Source organism: Oxynema mangrovii CENA135 (assembly GCF_016632315.1).
Taxonomy (GTDB): domain Bacteria; phylum Cyanobacteriota; class Cyanobacteriia; order Cyanobacteriales; family Laspinemataceae; genus Oxynema; species Oxynema aestuarii.
In genome coordinates, this window is record NZ_JAEOXH010000001.1 from 1,525,841 (window position 1) to 1,543,820 (window position 17,980).

The window sequence follows — 17,980 nt, forward strand, 5'->3', positions numbered from 1 at the left end:
GTATTTATCTGCGAGTGTGATGTAGTGGTAGCATCAAAGCTTGCCAAGTTTTGCGCGCGAGTTCGAGTCTCGCCACTCGCTTTTTAGTCCTGTAGCTCAACGGTAGAGCGCTTGCCTTACAAGCAAGATGGTATCGGTTCAAATCCGATCGGGACTATTGATTAAAGGGAGTGTAACTCAAGGGAATAGAGTCCCGATCTTCTAAATCGGTTCGTGTAGGTTCGAGTCCTGCCACTCCCGTTTTTAAAACAACACAGGAGGTGTACTTTCACTGTTTTTAATTGTTTTTAATTAACTGCCAAAACCGCGATCGCGCCGTAGCGTGACCCAACTTTTGGAGCTTACATACTGAGTACGAGAGGAACGGTAACACTGTCAGATACAGTGGGCGCGTGAGAACGAGGAGTGCGGAGAACCCGGTAGGTGGGCTTAGAGGTAGCCATCCTTTAAAGAGTGTGTAAAAACTCATCGGCGGAGTCCCTCTAGTAACTGAGAGAGCGCACAACGCTCCCCTAACTTGCACGCTACGGGCGATCGCCTTTAACCCATCGGCGATCGTTAAAAGTATAATTTGGGGTCATAGCTCAACGGGCTAGAGCGCCTGCCTTGCAAGCAGGAGGTTATGGGTTCGAGTCCCATTGATTCCATCTGGTGTCTGAAGTCAAAGCGGTCGAGACACTGGTTTGTGGAACCAGTCCTAGCGGGTTCGAGTCCCGTCAGACACCCCTAATGGAAGATGCCGCTAAATGGTTGGCAACTGGTCTTGAAAACCAGGGTACGGGTCACTGTAGGGGTTCGATTCCTCCATCTTCCTTGAACCACCGAAGGCCGAAAAGTGAGGCACCGTGCTGATAACGCGGGGAGAGGAGGGGCAGTACCTCCTCGGTGGATTGCCCTCTGCCAGGGGATTTGGCACTGACGCTACGAACGTCGGCTGTGGTGGTTCGACTCCATCCAGAGGGGCTATTCCTCGGTAGCTCAATGGTAGAGCGTCCGGCTGTTAACCGGAGGGTTCTTGGTTCGAGTCCAAGCTGGGGAGTTTTAGATTAGAGATTCGATCTAATTTTCGATCTTTGTACGTGGTATTTTTAAAGATGTTTTTCAAAAAAAGTCTATTTCTTGCCTTATGATTTTAGTGATTAGAATTTAAAGAAATTTGTTGTTTGAATCATGTCTATCGAGTCTCGTTACGGTTCGCTTTGTGCCGAGTATTATCATTTAACTAAACCGATCGCCCCAGATTATCCCGATATTGCTTATTACTGTAAGCAATTATCAAAAATTGACGGTCGAATTTTGGAAGTTGCAGTCGGAACGGGACGATTACTCGTACCTTTGTTAGAAGCAGGATTGAATGTAGAAGGACTCGATAATTCGCCAGAAATGCTGGAATACTGCCGAAAAAATTGCCGAAATCGCGGCTTAAATCCGGTTCTTTATCAAGAAGACATGGCAACTTTTGACCTACCGAAAAAGTTTAAGGCGATTGTCATTGCGTGGGGATCGTTTATGCTGTTGGAGACGCGATCGCGCGCAATTGCTGCCTTACAAACCTTTGCTAAACATTTACAGACAGGAGGCCAACTCTTTATTGATTTAGAAATTCCGCTCGAAGAATTTAATGAGAATGGAAAAATCAGACAAATTCCTCCAGTGGACTGTCCTGATGGTTCTCTTATTCTTTTACAGAAAACCTCTCAAATCGATCCGATCGCTCAACTCAATTTAACTATCTTGCGTTACGAAAAATGGAAGAATGGACAATTGATACAAACGGAATTACAGCGTTTTCCTTTACATTGGTTTGGGGTTGATGAGTTTGTGATGTTATTGCAAAAAATGGGATATCGGAAGATTCAAGTTTGTGCAAACTATCGAGAAGACCAAAAGCCCAGTCATTACAACGATGAGTTATGCTTTAAAGCAGAGATTTAGAAAAGAGGGCAATTGAATATAGCCATTTTCAATTCTATAGGCGACAAAATGGAGTAAATTGCTATTCTTTTACGATTCTAACTAATTGAGGATCGATCTAGAGTATTAGAGCGATCGACAAGTTTGACAGTCAATTTATATTTAAAGGCAAAGGATCGAGTTTTATTTTGTTATTGTTAAATTCAAAATGATGTCAAATTATTTCTCCCGATCTTATCACGATCGCGCGGATTTAGAGGCGATCGCCCCCCTACTAGAGCGCTGTAAAATAGTCGATCCTGACGATGAATGGCCTTCCATTAGCGATATTTTGCTACAATTCGATCGTCCCGCAGTGGACAAGACCCGTGATGTGAGATTGTGGGAAACCGCAACTGGAGAGGCGATCGCCGTTGCCGGAATCATGTTAGATAACTTTCTCTGGTTTCGCATTCACCCAGATTATCGCAGTGAAGCTTTACATCGGGCGATTTTACAGTGGGGAGAAGCGAGAATGAGCGAAATTGCCCGAAAAATTGGCGAAAATAAAGAATTAATTGTCGGGGCGATCGCCGAAAACCACCGACGAATCGCCATTTTAGAAAGCTGTGGTTTTACGATCGCGCGCTATTTTCTCACTATGGTGCGATCGCTCGCCGAGGCGATCGCCGAGCCCCAACTCCCCGAAGGATTTACCCTGCGTGCGCCGAACGGGGAAGCGGACGCCGAAGCGTGGGTTACTTTGTTTAACGAAACGTTCCGCGAGCATTGGAACTATCACCCAGAGACTCTGGAGGGTTACCGACAAAAGTTGAAAAATCCAGAGTTTCGCGCTTCGTTATCGCGATTGGCGATCGCCCCCAATGGCGAAATGGCGGCTTTTTGTGACGCTTACATCACCGCCGAGGGAGTCAGTTGGCTCAATCCCGTCGGAACCGCACCGAATTATCGCAAACGGGGTTTAGCTCGTGCCGTATTACATGCTGTATTACAAGAATTGAAAGCCGCAGGCATCGAGACGGCGTTGCTTTACGTCGATGCGGACAATTTATCCGGTGCGGTGCGCCTGTACGAATCGGTGGGCTTTCGTACCATCAATACCCAGATTGCTTACAGCAAAATTGTTGTGGCATCACTCAAATAACTCCTGTTTTTCAAGACTTGTACGGTTCGATCGAAGCCACCATGGCGAGGAAGTCAAAAAAATTTTTTTCCAACCCCTTGACATTAATGTAGTATTTGTGTAGTATGTAAATAAAGAAAGGAAAAAATAGCTAAATTTGAGGCATAAACTTTCTCCAAAAGAACCTTGACAATGCAATAAAAAAGCGAAGTTTTATAACATTTGTTTGCGGATTCTTTAAAGAGAATTCAACTCATCATGGTGCTAATCTATACGCACTTATTCGATCGCCCTATCTGGCCAAAAACTCAAGAGTGTGAGGCCACAACTGACACGAGTGAGGCGAGATTATCAAACTTGGGCGTCCCAAAAATTGAAACGCGCGATCGCTCCATGGAACGCGAACTCACTCTCGCCAAATACACGACCGAAACGATCGCGCGGGGAAGCGAGTTACATTTATTAGAACGGCGTTTTATTCTGTAGAAAGTTAGCCATTCAATCCCTTAAATTCGATCGATGGCACTTTCACCAACAGGCGATCGCCCTTCCCGAATACGAACGACAATCCAGTTCAGTAAGGAGGTGCCAAAATGATTCACATCCGCTTTGAAGGACGTTCCTACGATCTTGACGAAACTAACTTGGGAATTAGCGATCGCACCGACAATCGCGAGATTTTCGACCGCCTCGCCCGCCATTTTGAAGTCAAACGCGATCGCTTCGATCGCTACGTCATCGACCGCCGTCCTTCTGGAGACTATATCGTCCGTCCGGAGGCCGTTTACGGCTAGTTTTCAACGTATTTAACCAAAAAATTGAAACTTTGGAAACTTCCGCGCCCCGACCGATAAAGCTTACATCCATAACTGATTTATCCTCAGTTTGTAGGTTCGACTCCTACCACCTCCGCCTCGGAGGTGTCGCTCATCGGTAAGAGCAACAATACTAACGCTTTATTAACTCGCGCGGGAGTCCATCCAATCCCCTTAAAAAAGCACTTCGCGCCCCGACTGAAAAAGCTTACATACTCGCTCAGTGGTAGAGCATTACCCTGTAAAGGTAACGGTCGCGGGTTCAAATCCCGCGTATGTGACTCCGGCTTTTTTGACTTGCGCGAAGTGCTTTCTCCCCGAAATGAAAAGCGCGCAGTATCATAAGAGATCGTGACAGCCAAACATTCATTGAGGGGAGCATTCAATTCATGGCACGCAAACCGATTCAAACGGCATTTTATACCTTAGTCGTCGTTCGTTCCGGCGATCGCTTTCTACTCGTGCAAGAGTGCAAACACAATCAACAGTGGTACTTTCCCGCCGGACGAGTCGAACCGGGAGAAACCTTCGTCGAAGCGGCGCGACGAGAAGCCCTCGAAGAAGCAGGAATTCCGATTATTATTGACGGCGTATTGCGGATGGAACATACACCCCTCGGGAATAACGCCCGAGTTCGCATGATTTTCGTCGCCCGTCCCGAAGACGATACGCCTCCGAAAACCGTACCCGACAATCAATCGTTAGGAGCAAGTTGGTTTTCTTGGAAAGATTTAGAAAAATTGTCATTGCGATCGCCCCACGTTAAAGAAATTCTCAATTATTTAGCCCACGGCGGTCGGATTTATCCTATCAATTTAATTAGTTTTGAAGGCGCGCCCTATAAAATTTGAGTTTTTCGATTTGGTCTTAAATTCTGATTGAATCTTTTTCCCTTCGCGCCCTAATCCAGAAAGCTTACATACTGGCCTAATTGGTAAAGGCGCTTGACTCATAATCAAGTTAACTCCTTAACTGGAGTTTTGCGGGTTCAAATCCCGTGTGTGAACCAACAGCTTTCTCAACTTGCGCGAAGGGATTTTTAGATTTTAGATTTTAGATTTTAACTTTTAGATTAAGAGAAGTCTCACTTTGTTGCGGGGAAGATGCCCGCACCACAGCTTTGCGAGCTGTTGTTTTCTGAGTCTGAAGTTTTTCAACAAAATCATGCAGTTGTCGCCGCGCCCCAACCGGGAAGGCTTACATACTCCTCCAAACTCAAGGTGCGCTTTGGAGAAAGCGCTGCAAGCCCGAACCTCAATAGCGGGTCGATGCCTTCCTCACTCGTGCGGCACACTTTTAAAAAAGTGCGATATCTAGTGTTTTTGTAGCGATCGCGCGCGACACCTGCATCGGTTAGCCGTGCTTTCGATCCCCAATTGGAGGTAAAACCGATGAATGCAGCAGAACGCGACTTGCGCTTGGAAATGCTCAATAGCTTGCTGACGACTCCCCACCGCAAGCTCGAAGATGTGGCGGAAATTCACGCCATCATGCTCGAACTCGACCCAATTTTTTACGGTCACTTGGGCGTTTGGTATCAAAAACAAGGGGACGTGCGCGATCATAAAGAAGTCTTTGTCGCTCACTTGCTGACGAGTCCACTTCCGGAACACCGAGATGCGGGGTTCGTGATGCTGCGGGAGTTCGCGCCGTACCAAGTGGGGCGGATTGTGGACTTTATGAAACGCCATCGCGGGAAAGTACCGCGTTGCGCGCGCACGGCGGTCACTCGTTATTTGCGCGATCGCGAGAAAAATACCCAATTTTTCGATCGCGCCGCCGTGCGGGGTCGCAAAGCACTCAAGCACCTGTATGCTACCTTGCACGTGCGTCCGAGCGATCGCGCCAACGCCATTCTGTTTAAAGATAACCCGCCGCAAGACAGCCTCGCTTACTTGGTCAAACAACTGGCAAAAGCCGAAACCCCCGCCGACCAAGCCGCTCTGATTGTCGAACATCAAATCCCGTACCCGATCGCCGTCGGGGCGGTCAAACAACTGACCCCGACGGTTTTGGTAGCACTGATTAATGCTATGACGCCGCAAGAGGTCATCAACAACCTCAAATCCCTGAAACAACGGGGGGCGATGGATCACCTGCAGGTGAAGGCGTTAATCGACGAAAAGCTGCAAAAAGCACAAACGAGCGATCGCGTCTCCGCCTACAAAGCGCGGGTCGCCGCCGAAGTCGCCGGAGTCGATCGCTCCACGACCGCCCAGCTAGAGCGCGTCACCGACGAACAAGTGAAAAAACGCGGCAAAATCAGTCAATCCACCGCGTTACTCGTCGATAAATCCGGTTCCATGCACCAAGCACTGGAAGTGGGTAAGCGCCTCGCCGCCCTCATTTCCGGGATTACCGATGCCGACTTGTTCGTTTATGCGTTCGATACCATGCCCTACGAAATCAAAGCCCGGGGCAAGGAGTTGAGCGATTGGGAACGGGCGTTCCAACACCTGCACGCCGGAGGGGGAACGAGTATCGGTTGTGCGGTGGAAGCGATGCGCGCTAAGAAGCAAAGCGTCGAGCAAATGATTTTGGTGACCGACGAAGGGGAAAATAACGCGCCCTATTTCACGAGTACGTATCAGTCTTACTGCCGTGAATTTGGGGTGATGCCGAACGTGACGATTGTTAAAGTCGGCTACGCTTACGATTGGCTCGAAACTCAAGGAAAGCAAAAGCAAATTCCGGTCGAGACGGTGACGTTTAATGGCGATTATTATTCGTTGCCGAATGTCGTTCCCCTTCTGTCTCGCCCGTCGCGCCTGGAGTTGTTAATGGAAATTCTCGACACTCCCCTCCCAGTGCGCGATGACCAGTAGGCTGTAGATCTGCCAAACAGCGAACGGACTGGAGTCAATATTGACTCCAGTTTTTTTTTGCTTATTTTTGAATTATTTTTGAATAATATATATAGCAATCCTCAATCAGTTGAATCTGAGATCGACCCGGGAAAGTCGTCAAATCCCTGTAAGGACACGGCAATGTCGTGTCCCTAAAAACTCTGAATTTTACAACAAGATTGAGGATCGCTATAGCAGTTCTAAATCCGTTGAAGTTGAAATTTAGATCGAGTTTGGAATGTTGCCAAACCCCGGTAGGGGGCCGATACCATTGACTGTTTTCGGAAGATTGGCTTTAGCCAAATCCGCCATTCATCTCACGCTTCAATCAGAGATTTGAAGCGTGAGATGAATGGCGGCAGTAACTTATGGTAGAGTGTTTATGGTGAATCTAATTTGCCTTAATGCTCAAAGTCGTAAAAATCAGACTATACCCAAATGAGCAGCAGAAGCAATCGCTGGAGCAATCCTTCGGCAATTGCAGATGGCTGTGGAACTATGGTCTGAACTTGATGAACCAAACCTACCAGGAGACTGGAAAAGGACTATCTAGTTACGACATCAAGAAAAAGATTCCCAGCCTCAAACAAGAGCATGAGTGGTTAAAGCTGACATATTCACAATGCCTTCAACAGGTTTGCATTAACCTGGGAACCGCTTTTAACAACTTCTTTGAGAAGCGGGCTAGGTATCCGCAATTTAAGTCCAAACACGGCAAACAATCCATCCAGTATCCCCAAAATGTCAAGGTGCTGGAGAACGTCTTGAAGCTACCGAAGATTGGGGAAGTTAAAGCGGTTGTTCATCGACCAATAGAAGGCAAACTCAAAACCGTCACAGTTACCAAAAATCGCTGCGACCAGTATTTTGCTTCCATTCTCTTTGAAGATGGGAAACCCAATCCAGACTCATCCACTGAGGGAAAAGCGGTCGGTGTAGACCTTGGATTAAATCATTTTGCTGTAACTTCCGATGGGTCTAAGTTTAACAACCCAAGATGGATTGCTAAACATGAGCGTAACCTGAAACGCAAGCAGCAAGACTTATCGAGAAAACAGAAAGGCTCTAACAACCGAAATAAAGCACGAAAGAAAGTCGCTAAGGTACATAACAAGGTAGCACGTTGCCGGGAGGATTTCCTACACAAGCTATCGCGTAGGATAGTTGACGAAAACCAAGTCATCTGTGTGGAATCCCCCCTAACCCCCCTTCATAAGGGGGGAACTAAAGGGGGGATAGGCATGCTCAAAAACCCTAACCTAGCTAAGGCGATCGGCCAAGTTGGTTGGGGAATGTTTTTGACGATGCTAAAGTACAAAGCCGAACAGGAAGGGAAAGTCTATATTGAAGTTGATAGATTCTTCCCCTCTTCTAAAACCTGCAACGTTTGCTTGAATCAAATCGATAGCCTGCCACTAGATGTCAGAAATTGGACTTGTTCTAGCTGTGGGACGAGTCACGATCGCGATCTCAATGCAGCTATCAATCTCAGAGAAGAGGGGCTACGACTCTTGACCTGCGGGACGCGGGGCCAAGCCTACTGTCGGGATGTAAGACCGAACCGTAGAGGACGCAAGAAATCTACGATTGGGCAATCTGTTGGGTAGGAAGCTGCTATTGTAATCTCTGATTCAATAGCGGTAGTTCACGATGCCAATGTTTGCTAGTGCGGCGATCGCTCGCCATTGAAACTGTGAAATCACCGATCGGGAGAATCGTGCTGTGGGGATTGCTGCTGGTTGTGGGCTGGGCGATCGTGGCGATCCCGGCAGGGTCGGGCGATCGCCCGCAACCCGTTTCCTGTGTGGGAACGGAGGTCACGACGATCGCGCCAGAAGCAACGCTTCCCTGGGATGACAGTTCCAGCTATTTATACAGAAAACTGCTCGATCGCCTCTTACCTGCGGGCGATCGCGAGGGAGAACTCTACCGACTCGATACACAGGAAGCGGCTAAAATCTTACGGGCGATCGCCGCCATCCACGGCGTGGAGAACCCCAACTCGGAGGAGACGAATTGCGATCGCCTCTCGACCCGTCAGCGCAAATCCCTCGAACAAATCGATCCCGAAGCGGTCACCCTCTATCCGATCGTCTTGGCGGATCGGTTGGAAGTCGTGGTCGGCTTTCCCGACGGACAGTTCGGACATTACACGATTTCAGTCTGCGCCCGGGAACTGAGCGATCTCGCCGCCCAAATGCGCCAATCGTTACGGCGCACCTCTTTTGCGAACGAACGGCTCCCTTTAGCGCAACAATTTTATCGCTGGTTGGTCGAACCGATCGCCACGGAGTTAGACCGCTACGCGATCGCGACGTTAGTGTTCGTTTTAGACGGTCCCTTGTGGAATTTACCGATCGCCGCCTTACACGATGGGACGGGTTATCTCGTCGAGAAATACGCGATCGCCCTCGCCCCCTTGTTACGGGTAGTGGAACCGCGATCGCGCCCCCTCGAAGATTTCGAGGCCCTCGTCGGCGGACTCAGCCAAAGCCGAGCTGGATTTGCATCGCTACCGGGAGTCGAGCGCGAATTACACGCGATCGCCGCCTTGATGCCCACTCGTCTGTTACTCGACGAGTACTTTACCCGGGAACAATTGGTTTCTTGGTTGCAAGATCGACCCTTTGAGATCGTCCACTTAGCCACCCACGGTCAATTTAGTTCCGACCCGCAACAGACGTTTATTTTGACCTGGGACGGTCCGGTCAACCTCAACGAGTTCGAGCGGTTGCTGCGATCGGGAACGGCGCGATCGATCGAACTGCTCGTCTTGAGTGCCTGTCAGACCGCCCAAGGGGACAAGCGGGCCGCGTTGGGTCTGGCGGGGATTGCCGTACGTTCTGGAGCGCGATCGACCCTGGCGAGCTTGTGGCCCGTCCAGGACGCCTCCAGCGCTCAATTGATGATGTCCTTTTATCACGAGCTGATGCGATCGGGCGTCGGCAAAGCCCAAGCCTTGCGCCGCGCCCAACTGAGTTTATTAAAACAGCCCCAATACAAACATCCGTTTTACTGGGCGGCTTTTGTTCTCGTCGGCTTGTGGATCTGAAATCCGAGGCGATCGCCGCCCCAGAATACTGCAAAAATCAATAAAAATTAATATAAAAACTAGCATATTCCCGTAAAAATACGGTTGCCAAACCAATAGTTTTTTGAGATCGGACTAATTTTAAGGTTTCAGTCGGATCGCCGAACCCGTCCCCGAGATCCGCGACTCCGTAAATCGCGATCTTTGGCAAACGATATTTTTGGGGCAGATTTCGGATGACAGGAATAGTGGGCAACCCCGACAATGGAAATATAAAATACCATAAAAAAAAATTAGCCTTGAAAGCGAGGGAATCGAGAGTACCTGGGACGACCGAATGGGAGCTCGGGAACGCTCGCTGAGGGGGAAAAGTAGCAATGCGGTACAAGTAAGACAGATTAGAGGGGTCAAACGCCTAAAGGCTTATCCCCCTTTCATATTTCGTCGGTAAGACCTTTACGATCGTAGAGGAGCGGATCCTAAGTATTTCTATCGGGTCTGCATTCGTACAACCAGAATGAACGCCGTTTAAACGCAATCGACACTCAGGGCGGCGATCGCGCGTTAACAAACAGCGACTCGCATCGAATCGAGGCAGATTCTGGAATTTAGGGTGATTTCAAGATCGAACGGCGATCGCAATTCCCTTGCTGAATTGCTCGTTTTTGAGGTGCATCATATCATCAGAGGCAGATCTATCATGGCCAGGAACAGATCCGGACTGCGCAAGCGTGTCCTGTCAGCCCTCATGGGATTGGGGGCGATCGTTATTCCCCTGCAAGCTCGCGCCCAAGCTGCAGAGGTGGGAACAGACAGCCAAATCGCACGGGTGAATCCTGCCGATATCGAAATGTTAGTGAAATTCGAGGCTCCGGAAGGGGAAGGCGATCCCGAAGAAGACGGAACCGCAGGCGGAGCGACTCGCAGTCAACATCATTGCATCAGCCCGTCCCCAAGTTATCGAGAGCTGACTTTATTATTACCGATCGCGCAAAGCGGGCTGACCACCGCCCAACACCCCACCTTTTTCGTATACGTCCCGCCGACGACGGCGAGTCAAGCGGAATTCGTCCTGCGCGACGGTTACGGCGACGGAATATATCAAACGACCGTCAGTTTAGGAAACGCCCCGGGTATTCTCCGGATCGACCTGCCGGAGAGCTTGCCCGCCTTGGAATTCGGCCACCGATATCAGTGGTCGTTTGCCATGATTTGCCAACCGAGCGATCGCCTGCAAGATTGGGTTGTCGATGGCTGGATCGAGCGCACGGAACTCGACCCCCAGCTCGCGAGTCAACTGGAGGGGGCGACCCCCCTCGAACGGGCTGCCGCTTACGGCAATGCGGGAATTTGGTACGACACCTTAAGCACGTTGGCGAGCTTGAGAGCCGCACAACCGCACAGTGATGGACTGGCAAACACCTGGGAAAACCTGTTAAAGTCGGAAGCAGTCCAGTTAGGACAAATTGCCCGCGAACCTCTGCTAAGCTGTTGCACCTCAAATCCTTGAGAGGGGTTAGAGTTTTGAGGTCGGGGCTTCAAACCCGGTGCTGCCGACCCAGGCGACTTCAAAACTCAACACCGATTCATGATTGGGAATGCGATGGGCGACTTGTTCAAACGGCAAATCTGGGCGTGGCGGGGAGTTTGGATGACGGCGCCGATCGTGGCTACCCTGACGATCGCCTTGCGCTTGAGCGGCGTCTTGCAACTGCTGGAGTGGGCCGCCCTCGATCGCCTCTTCCGGATGCGACCCCCAGAAGCGATCGACCCGCGCATTGCCATTGTCGAAATTACCGAGTCTGACATTCGTCAAGCCCAACAGTGGCCGATTTCCGACGCCGCGTTAACGCTTCTGTTAGAGAAAATCAAGAAACAACAGCCGCGCGCGATCGGACTGGATTTATATCGAGATTTACCCGTCGAACCGGGACACGCGCAGTTAGTCGAATTATTCGAGAATACGCCAAACTTGATCGGCATTGAAAAGGCGATCGGCGATAACTACGGCGCCGTCGTCGCCGCCCCGCCGAAGCTCAAAGAACTCGATCGCGTCGGCGCGGTGGATTTGCTCCTCGACGGCGACGGTAAAGTGCGGCGCGCTTTGCTCTCGGTCCGACCGAACAACCAAGGTCAAACCGTCTACACCCTCGGGGTGCGATTGGCGTTGATGTATTTGGAACGAGAAGGGATCCAACTCGAACCCGTCGAAGGCGATCGCGAGAAAGTTCGCCTGGGAAAAGCCCTCTTCGATCGCTGGCAACCGAATTCCGGGGGCTACGTGCGCGCCAATACCGGAGGCTATCAAATTCTCTATAATTTTCGTAGCTTGGCCTGTCGCGGCAAAATCGAAACCTGCGAGATCTTTTTAACCGTTTCGATGAGCGATTTGCTAGAAGAGCGCATCCCTCGGGATTTACTGCGCGATCGCATCGTCTTGATCGGTTCGACGGCCCCGAGTCTCAAAGACCGCTTTTTTACCCCCTACAGTAACAACTACATCACCGCCTTACCCGGGGTGAAAATGCACGGCGACCTCGCCAGCCAGATTCTCAGTGCGGCCCTCGACGGACGCCCCTTGATTCGCACCTGGAACGAAGCCGTCGAAAGTTTGTGGATTTTCGCCTGGGCGGCGATCGGCGCCACCTTAGCCTGGAGCTTGTTGCGACGGCGTTGGGAATTTTTCACCGTCGTATTTGCCGCTTGCGGACTCGTGGCGATCGCCTACTTCGCCTTTATTCAAGGCTGGTGGATTCCCCTCGTGCCTCCCTTACTCTCCTTGGGCGGATCGTATATCTCGATCGTCAGTTATATCGCCTATACCGAACGCCGACGTTCCGAAGCCCAATTGCGCTATCACGCCCTCCACGACGCCCTCACCGGACTGCCGAACCGCTTTTGTTTCCTCGAACGCCTGCAAGAGGCGATCGCCCACAGTCAAATCCACTGCGACTATCGCTTCGCCGTTCTTTTTCTCGATCTCGACCGCTTCAAACTCGTCAACGACGCCCTCGGTCACCGGACCGGAGACGAACTACTCGTCGCCCTCGGTCATCGCCTGCAAACCCTCCTCGCCAGTCAAGATACGATCGCCCGTCTCGGCGGCGACGAATTTATTATTCTGCTCGATAACATCCACCAACTCGGCGACGCGATCGCGATCGTCGATCGCATCTACGAACAACTCCAACTCCCCTTCAACCTCAACAACGGCTATCAAGTCTATACCAGCGCCAGCATCGGGATTCTCATCAACGATGCCGACTACCAAGAACCCGAAGACTTTCTCGGCGCCGCCGATGTCGCCATGTATCGCGCCAAAGCCCGGGGCAAAGGGTGCTACGAAATCTTCGACGCCAGTATGCAAGGGGACTTGAAGAAACTGCTGCAACTCGAAAACGACCTGCGCCACGGCATCGATCGCGCCGAATTCGTCCTCTACTACCAGCCGATTGTTTGCCTGAAAACCAATACCGTCACCGGATTTGAAGCCCTCGTGCGCTGGCAACATCCCCAACGCGGTTTTATCTCCCCCGCTCAATTTATTCCCGTCGCCGAAGAAACCGGGCTGATCGTACCCTTGGGGTGGTGGATTTTATACGCCGCCTGCGAGCAAATTGCTCGATGGCAAGCCCAATTTCCCGACGACGAACCCCTTAAAATTAGTGTCAATCTCTCGGGACGGCAATTTTTACAAGCCGATCTCGTCGAACAAATCGAACGTATTATCAAACAAACCGGACTGGCCACCCAAGGCTTAAAGTTAGAAATTACCGAAAGTGTCGTCATGCAAAATGCCGAAACGGCAGTCAAAATGCTCGAACGACTCAAAACCTTGGGCATTCAGTTAAGCGTCGATGATTTCGGGACGGGCTATTCCTCTTTAAGTTATCTGCGCCGTTTTCCCGTCGATACTTTGAAAATCGATCGCTCCTTCATCCACGAAATCGATACGAATTCCGAACAGTTGGAAATTGTCCGCACGATCGTGTTAATGGCCCATAGTTTGGGCATGGACGCGATCGCCGAAGGGGTGGAAAACGCCCGCCAGCTCAAAATTTTGCGAGATTTAGATTGCGATTACGTGCAAGGTTATTTATTCTCAAAACCCGTCAACAGCGAGATGGCGGAAACCTTTTTAATCCGAAAGTTAAACGCCTATTGACGGGACTCGGAAAACAGATTTTAGATTTTAGATTTTAGATTTTAGATTGACGGAGTCGGGAATCGGGAATTGGAAAACTGCTCATTTCTAGTTTTTGCCGATTCCCGCTTCCCGCTTTCCTATTGCCCGATCAACAATCCAAATCCGTAACCGCACCGAGACTGCTCGACGAGACGAGCTTGGCATATTTCGCCAGAATTCCTTTACGGTAACGCGGTGTGGGAGGTTGCCAATTGGCCCGACGGCGTTCGAGTTCTTCCTCGGAAACATTTAACTGTAACAGCCGTTGCTGGGCGTCGATCGTAATCGTATCCCCTTCTTCAACCAGGGCGATCGCCCCGCCGACCGCAGCTTCCGGCGCCACGTGACCGACCACCAAACCGTAAGTCCCGCCAGAGAAGCGCCCGTCGGTGATCAAACCCACGGAATCGCCCAACCCGGCGCCGATAATCGCCGAGGTGGGGGCGAGCATTTCGCGCATTCCCGGACCGCCTTTAGGTCCTTCGTAACGCACGACGACCACATCTCCGGCTTTAATTTTGCCGTCGAGAATGGCGGCGAGGCAGTCTTCCTCGGACTCGAAAACCTTCGCCGGCCCGGTGATTTGGGGTTTTTTGACCCCGCTAATTTTAGCGACGGCGCCTTCGCTGGCGAGGTTGCCTTTGAGGATGGCGAGGTGTCCTTGGGCGTACATCGGCTGATTCCAAGGACGGATAACATCTTGACCTTGGGGGGGTTCCTCGGGAATGTCGGCGAGCAGTTCGGCGATCGTCTGTCCGGTGATGGTGAGGGCGTCGCCGTGCAGCAAGTCGTGGACGAGCAGCATTTTCATCACTTGGGGAATGCCCCCAGCTTGGTGCAGTTGGGTGGTGACGTACCGACCGCTCGGTTTGAGGTCGCACAAGACCGGGACGCGCTGGCGGATGGTTTCAAAGTCGTCGAGGGTGAGTTCGACGCCGATCGCGTTGGCGATCGCCAGTAAATGTAACACGGCATTGGTGGAACCGCCGACGGCCATAATCACGGAAATGGCGTTTTCAAACGCCTTGCGCGTCATGATTTGTCGCGGCAAAATCTGCTGGCGAATGGCTTCGACGAGGACGGCGGCAGACTGTTCGGCGCTGTCGGCTTTTTCCGCATCTTCCGCCGCCATGGTCGAGGAATACATCAAGCTCATCCCCATCGCTTCGAGGGCGGAAGACATAGTATTAGCGGTGTACATCCCGCCACAAGATCCGGCGCCGGGACAGGCATTGCGTTCGACGGCGAGCAGTTCGTCGTCGTCAATCGTTCCCGCACTGCGCTGACCGACGGCCTCGAAGGCGCTGACGATCGTCAGGTCGCAGTTATTATAATGACCGGGTTTAATCGTGCCGCCGTAGACGAAAATTGCGGGAATGTTGAGGCGGGCGATCGCGATCGTCGCCCCCGGCATATTTTTATCGCAACCTCCGATCGCCAAGACTCCATCCATACTCTGACCGTTGCACACGGTTTCGATCGCGTCGGCAATCACTTCCCGGGAAACGAGGGAATATTTCATCCCTTCCGTTCCCATTGAAATCCCATCGCTAATCGTGATCGTTCCGAACATCTGGGGCATTCCTCCGGCATCGCGAACCCCCGTTTCTGCCCGTTTGGCGAGCAGGTCGAGACCCATATTACAGGGGGTGATGGTGCTGTAGCCATTGGCAATGCCAACGATCGGTTTGTTAAAGTCCTCGTCTCCAAAACCGACCGCCCTTAGCATCGCCCGGTTGGGCGATCGCTGGACTCCTTGGGTGACGACGCGGCTTCTGAGGTTGTCAGGCATTCTTGATATCCGTGAAAGCGTTGAGAAGTTCAGGGGGGCGGGGTCGAACGGGATCCCGTTGTGGTACTTGCGGTCCGGGATCGTTCGTCCCTTTTTCGATTGTCTCAGAATCGACGACGATTTGAGCAGTGGGGGCGATCGCCGCTTCCAGAAGCGCGCGATCGCGGCGAGTGACCAAGGGCGAGATCGCCCCGATCGGCCTCAATAGAGGACTTTTCCCGTCGAAGCGTAAAAAGATACATTAGAACCAGCTATCGATAAAATTGCTTAGAGACACAGAGGCGGAGAACATGGATGCGAACGAATTACGCGAGCGTTACGCGCGAGGAGAACGAGATTTTCGCGAAATTAAGTTAATCGGTGCCAATTTAGAAGGAATTAACTTATGCGAGGTCAATCTCAGAAGCGCGGATTTACGACAGGCCAATTTAGTCGGCGCCAAGTTGACGGGCGCTAATCTCAGAGAAGCGAACCTTTCGTCGGCGTCCCTGACCGGGGCCGATTTACGCGAGGCGAATTTGATCAGTGCCAATTTGATGAAAGCCAACCTCGACGAGGCTAATTTAACTCAGGCGAATATGAGTCGGGCGATCTTAGAACGGGCCACGATGCAACGGGCGAAAATGATCGAGGCGATCGTCAGCGAAACCCGCTTGAGTTGGGCGAAACTCGTGGAAGCCAATCTCAGTCAGGCGAATATGAGTCGGGCAAATTTAAGTGAAGCGGATTTATCCCGGGCTCGTTTGGAAGAAGCGAATTTGACGATCGCCATTTTGACCCGGGCGACCCTGGAATCGGTCAACCTCACCAATGCGGTTCTCAACGGGGTCAATCTTTCTGAGGCCAATCTTAAAGGTTCGGATCTCAGTCGCGCTACGATGAGCAGCTCGAACCTGGCGGATGCCGATCTGAGTAATACCCAATTGCGCGGCACGAATATCAGTTGGACGACCCTGCGCGGAGTGAGTTTGCGCGGGGCGAGTTTGTATCGCGCCAATCTCGGCTGGTCGAATTTGAGTGGCGCCGATCTGAGTGAAGCGATCTTGATGGATACCAATTTATATCGAGCCAATTTGCGCGATGCCATTTTAACCGGGGCGGTGATGCCGGACGGAATGCCCTATCAGTAAGAAATCGGGAGTGGGGAATCTGGATTCCAGTGACCGATTCCCCATCCCGACCCTTCAAGACTCGCGATCGCCCAAAATTTGCAGTCGCACCGTGCGATCGTCCGCTTCGCTCAAGTGAACTTCCACGACTTGTCCGGCGAGGCGATCGAGACAGCTCAACATCGATCGCAGGTGCGGCGTACTCGCTCCCGTATCCACGTAGAGGCGATCGGCTAAGCTCACCAAACGCCGCCATGTGTTATATAACTTGACCGCCGTTTGTTCTAACGCCGCCGCCTGTTTGACCAGATCCGAGGCGGTACTGAGAAACCCGAGGCGCAAGGCTTCTTCTAGGGCCATTTCCACGTCGATGCTGTTGCGCGAAATCGCCTGCACTTGAGCCGCCGCATCGAGATATTTCGATAAATTGCGCGCGTCGGTGGTCAGTTGTTTGACCGTATCGACATCGGGATTGATCGAAGCTTCCTCGCGCATCGATTTTTGATGAGTTTCGGGCAGTTTTTCCATTTCCCGGGCCAGGGGAGCGAGATAGCGCGGCGGAATCGAACCCGAAGTCGCTTTTTCCTTGACTTCTTCCGGGAGTAAATCCGAGGTCATGGCAGTCCATTCGTCGGAGAGTTGCCGGACTTCGCGCCGGGTGATGCGATCGCCCGTACTGGCCGCTTGCGAGACCATTTGCTGGACTTCCGGTGCCGATTTCGCCGTTTCGACAAAGGCGCGCTTGCTAAATTTATCGAATGTATCGGGATTGAGATAACCTTGCTCTAACAGAGCATCGGCACTATTGGCTAATTCGATTAAGGAATAGGCTTGACTTTTACTGATTTCCTGTTCCTTGAGCCACTTTAAAAACCCGGTGCCGCGTCCTTCGCCGCCTTTCTTCTCGCGATCGCGCACCGCCCGCAGAATCCTACCGCGCCAAATATCGGTTTGCAAGTCGAAGTGGTCGCAGACCTTCCACGCATTCTCAATTTGCTGCTGGAACTCGTACTCCGGGATCTCCTCATCGCTGGGATCCGGAAGCTGAAAATTGAGGTCGGTGACGCTTTCAAGCGCAGCAGCGAGTGCTTCTGGGGATTCGGGTAATTCAGCCATGGAGAGCAACCACGATCGGGCGACAGCCGAATTATTATGGCACGATTC

At 51.5% G+C, this 17,980-nt stretch carries 14 protein-coding genes and 9 tRNA genes; 20 read left to right on the forward strand and 3 right to left on the reverse strand.

Annotated elements, in window-relative coordinates; genetic code table 11:
* Positions 1–10 precede the first annotated feature (10 nt).
* From JJD41_RS06065 to JJD41_RS06150, 19 genes are all read left to right on the forward strand, one after another.
* Positions 11–81, forward strand: a tRNA-Gly gene (locus JJD41_RS06065).
* A 4-nt stretch (positions 82–85) separates the two neighbouring features.
* Positions 86–157, forward strand: a tRNA-Val gene (locus JJD41_RS06070).
* Between the two features lie 9 nt (positions 158–166).
* A tRNA-Arg gene (locus tag JJD41_RS06075) sits at positions 167–240 on the forward strand.
* Between the two features lie 333 nt (positions 241–573).
* Positions 574–647: transfer RNA gene (locus JJD41_RS06080), tRNA-Ala, on the forward strand.
* Between the two features lie 4 nt (positions 648–651).
* Positions 652–725, forward strand: a tRNA-His gene (locus JJD41_RS06085).
* A 6-nt stretch (positions 726–731) separates the two neighbouring features.
* Positions 732–814 (forward strand) — tRNA-Ser (locus JJD41_RS06090).
* A gap of 153 nt (positions 815–967) precedes the next feature.
* A tRNA-Asn gene (locus JJD41_RS06095) sits at positions 968–1,039 on the forward strand.
* A gap of 131 nt (positions 1,040–1,170) precedes the next feature.
* Positions 1,171–1,935 carry a class I SAM-dependent methyltransferase gene (locus JJD41_RS06100; protein ID WP_200665145.1) on the forward strand — a complete coding sequence of 255 codons (765 nt, stop codon included), beginning with the start codon at positions 1,171–1,173 and terminating at the stop codon, positions 1,933–1,935.
* Between the two features lie 187 nt (positions 1,936–2,122).
* Positions 2,123–3,058, forward strand: coding sequence for a GNAT family N-acetyltransferase (locus tag JJD41_RS06105; protein ID WP_234488527.1), 936 nt, complete (start codon positions 2,123–2,125; stop codon positions 3,056–3,058).
* A gap of 336 nt (positions 3,059–3,394) precedes the next feature.
* Entirely contained in the window at positions 3,395–3,523 is a 129-nt protein-coding gene (locus JJD41_RS25220; RefSeq protein WP_255547226.1) for a hypothetical protein, read from the forward strand.
* 107 nt (positions 3,524–3,630) lie between these two features.
* The gene (locus tag JJD41_RS06110) at positions 3,631–3,831 is read left to right on the forward strand and encodes a hypothetical protein (RefSeq protein ID WP_200665146.1); all 201 of its coding nucleotides are present in this window, start codon (positions 3,631–3,633) and stop codon (positions 3,829–3,831) included.
* Positions 3,832–4,061: 230 nt separating this feature from the next.
* A tRNA-Tyr gene (locus JJD41_RS06115) sits at positions 4,062–4,133 on the forward strand.
* A gap of 108 nt (positions 4,134–4,241) precedes the next feature.
* A complete protein-coding gene (locus JJD41_RS06120) occupies positions 4,242–4,703 on the forward strand; it encodes an NUDIX hydrolase (RefSeq protein WP_200665147.1) in 462 nt (153 codons plus the stop codon).
* Positions 4,704–4,768: 65 nt separating this feature from the next.
* Positions 4,769–4,861: transfer RNA gene (locus JJD41_RS06125), tRNA-Met, on the forward strand.
* A 382-nt stretch (positions 4,862–5,243) separates the two neighbouring features.
* Complete coding sequence (locus JJD41_RS06130) at positions 5,244–6,677, forward strand: vWA domain-containing protein (protein ID WP_200665148.1); 1,434 nt, start codon at positions 5,244–5,246, stop codon at positions 6,675–6,677.
* Positions 6,678–7,102: 425 nt separating this feature from the next.
* On the forward strand, positions 7,103–8,305 hold the full coding sequence (locus JJD41_RS06135; protein ID WP_200665149.1) for an RNA-guided endonuclease InsQ/TnpB family protein: 1,203 nt from the start codon (positions 7,103–7,105) through the stop codon (positions 8,303–8,305).
* A gap of 86 nt (positions 8,306–8,391) precedes the next feature.
* Entirely contained in the window at positions 8,392–9,750 is a 1,359-nt protein-coding gene (locus JJD41_RS25660; protein ID WP_200665150.1) for a CHAT domain-containing protein, read from the forward strand.
* Between the two features lie 679 nt (positions 9,751–10,429).
* Positions 10,430–11,239, forward strand: coding sequence for a DUF928 domain-containing protein (locus JJD41_RS06145; RefSeq protein ID WP_200665151.1), 810 nt, complete (start codon positions 10,430–10,432; stop codon positions 11,237–11,239).
* A gap of 93 nt (positions 11,240–11,332) precedes the next feature.
* Positions 11,333–13,894 (forward strand): EAL domain-containing protein, encoded by a 2,562-nt coding sequence (locus JJD41_RS06150; protein WP_234488528.1) that lies wholly within the window; start codon positions 11,333–11,335, stop codon positions 13,892–13,894.
* A gap of 130 nt (positions 13,895–14,024) precedes the next feature.
* Here JJD41_RS06150 and ilvD read toward each other — a convergent pair whose 3' ends face one another.
* Together ilvD and JJD41_RS06160 are read right to left on the reverse strand one after the other, a co-directional pair.
* The gene (ilvD, locus tag JJD41_RS06155; RefSeq protein ID WP_200665153.1) at positions 14,025–15,707 is read right to left on the reverse strand and encodes a dihydroxy-acid dehydratase; all 1,683 of its coding nucleotides are present in this window, start codon (positions 15,705–15,707) and stop codon (positions 14,025–14,027) included.
* Positions 15,700–15,885 (reverse strand): hypothetical protein, encoded by a 186-nt coding sequence (locus tag JJD41_RS06160; protein WP_200665154.1) that lies wholly within the window; start codon positions 15,883–15,885, stop codon positions 15,700–15,702. Before JJD41_RS06160 ends, ilvD begins: the two co-directional genes overlap by 8 nt.
* 112 nt (positions 15,886–15,997) lie before the next feature.
* Between JJD41_RS06160 and JJD41_RS06165 the strand changes: the two genes are divergently transcribed.
* The gene (locus JJD41_RS06165; RefSeq protein WP_200665155.1) at positions 15,998–16,837 is read left to right on the forward strand and encodes a pentapeptide repeat-containing protein; all 840 of its coding nucleotides are present in this window, start codon (positions 15,998–16,000) and stop codon (positions 16,835–16,837) included.
* A 54-nt stretch (positions 16,838–16,891) separates the two neighbouring features.
* Here JJD41_RS06165 and JJD41_RS06170 read toward each other — a convergent pair whose 3' ends face one another.
* Positions 16,892–17,932, reverse strand: coding sequence for a hypothetical protein (locus JJD41_RS06170; RefSeq protein WP_200665156.1), 1,041 nt, complete (start codon positions 17,930–17,932; stop codon positions 16,892–16,894).
* Positions 17,933–17,980: the final 48 nt, after the last annotated feature.

Bases quoted from the DNA above. Each gene is read 5' to 3' on its own strand.
- JJD41_RS06135 (WP_200665149.1), top strand. From the start codon at position 7,103: ATGCTCAAAGTCGTAAAAATCAGACTATACCCAAATGAGCAGCAGAAG.
- JJD41_RS06170 (WP_200665156.1), bottom strand. From the start codon at position 17,932: ATGGCTGAATTACCCGAATCCCCAGAAGCACTCGCTGCTGCGCTTGAA.
- JJD41_RS06150 (WP_234488528.1), top strand. From the start codon at position 11,333: ATGGGCGACTTGTTCAAACGGCAAATCTGGGCGTGGCGGGGAGTTTGG.
- JJD41_RS06110 (WP_200665146.1), top strand. From the start codon at position 3,631: ATGATTCACATCCGCTTTGAAGGACGTTCCTACGATCTTGACGAAACT.
- JJD41_RS06130 (WP_200665148.1), top strand. From the start codon at position 5,244: ATGAATGCAGCAGAACGCGACTTGCGCTTGGAAATGCTCAATAGCTTG.
- JJD41_RS06145 (WP_200665151.1), top strand. From the start codon at position 10,430: ATGGCCAGGAACAGATCCGGACTGCGCAAGCGTGTCCTGTCAGCCCTC.
- JJD41_RS06100 (WP_200665145.1), top strand. From the start codon at position 1,171: ATGTCTATCGAGTCTCGTTACGGTTCGCTTTGTGCCGAGTATTATCAT.
- JJD41_RS06105 (WP_234488527.1), top strand. From the start codon at position 2,123: ATGATGTCAAATTATTTCTCCCGATCTTATCACGATCGCGCGGATTTA.
- JJD41_RS06165 (WP_200665155.1), top strand. From the start codon at position 15,998: ATGGATGCGAACGAATTACGCGAGCGTTACGCGCGAGGAGAACGAGAT.
- ilvD (WP_200665153.1), bottom strand. From the start codon at position 15,707: ATGCCTGACAACCTCAGAAGCCGCGTCGTCACCCAAGGAGTCCAGCGA.
- JJD41_RS06120 (WP_200665147.1), top strand. From the start codon at position 4,242: ATGGCACGCAAACCGATTCAAACGGCATTTTATACCTTAGTCGTCGTT.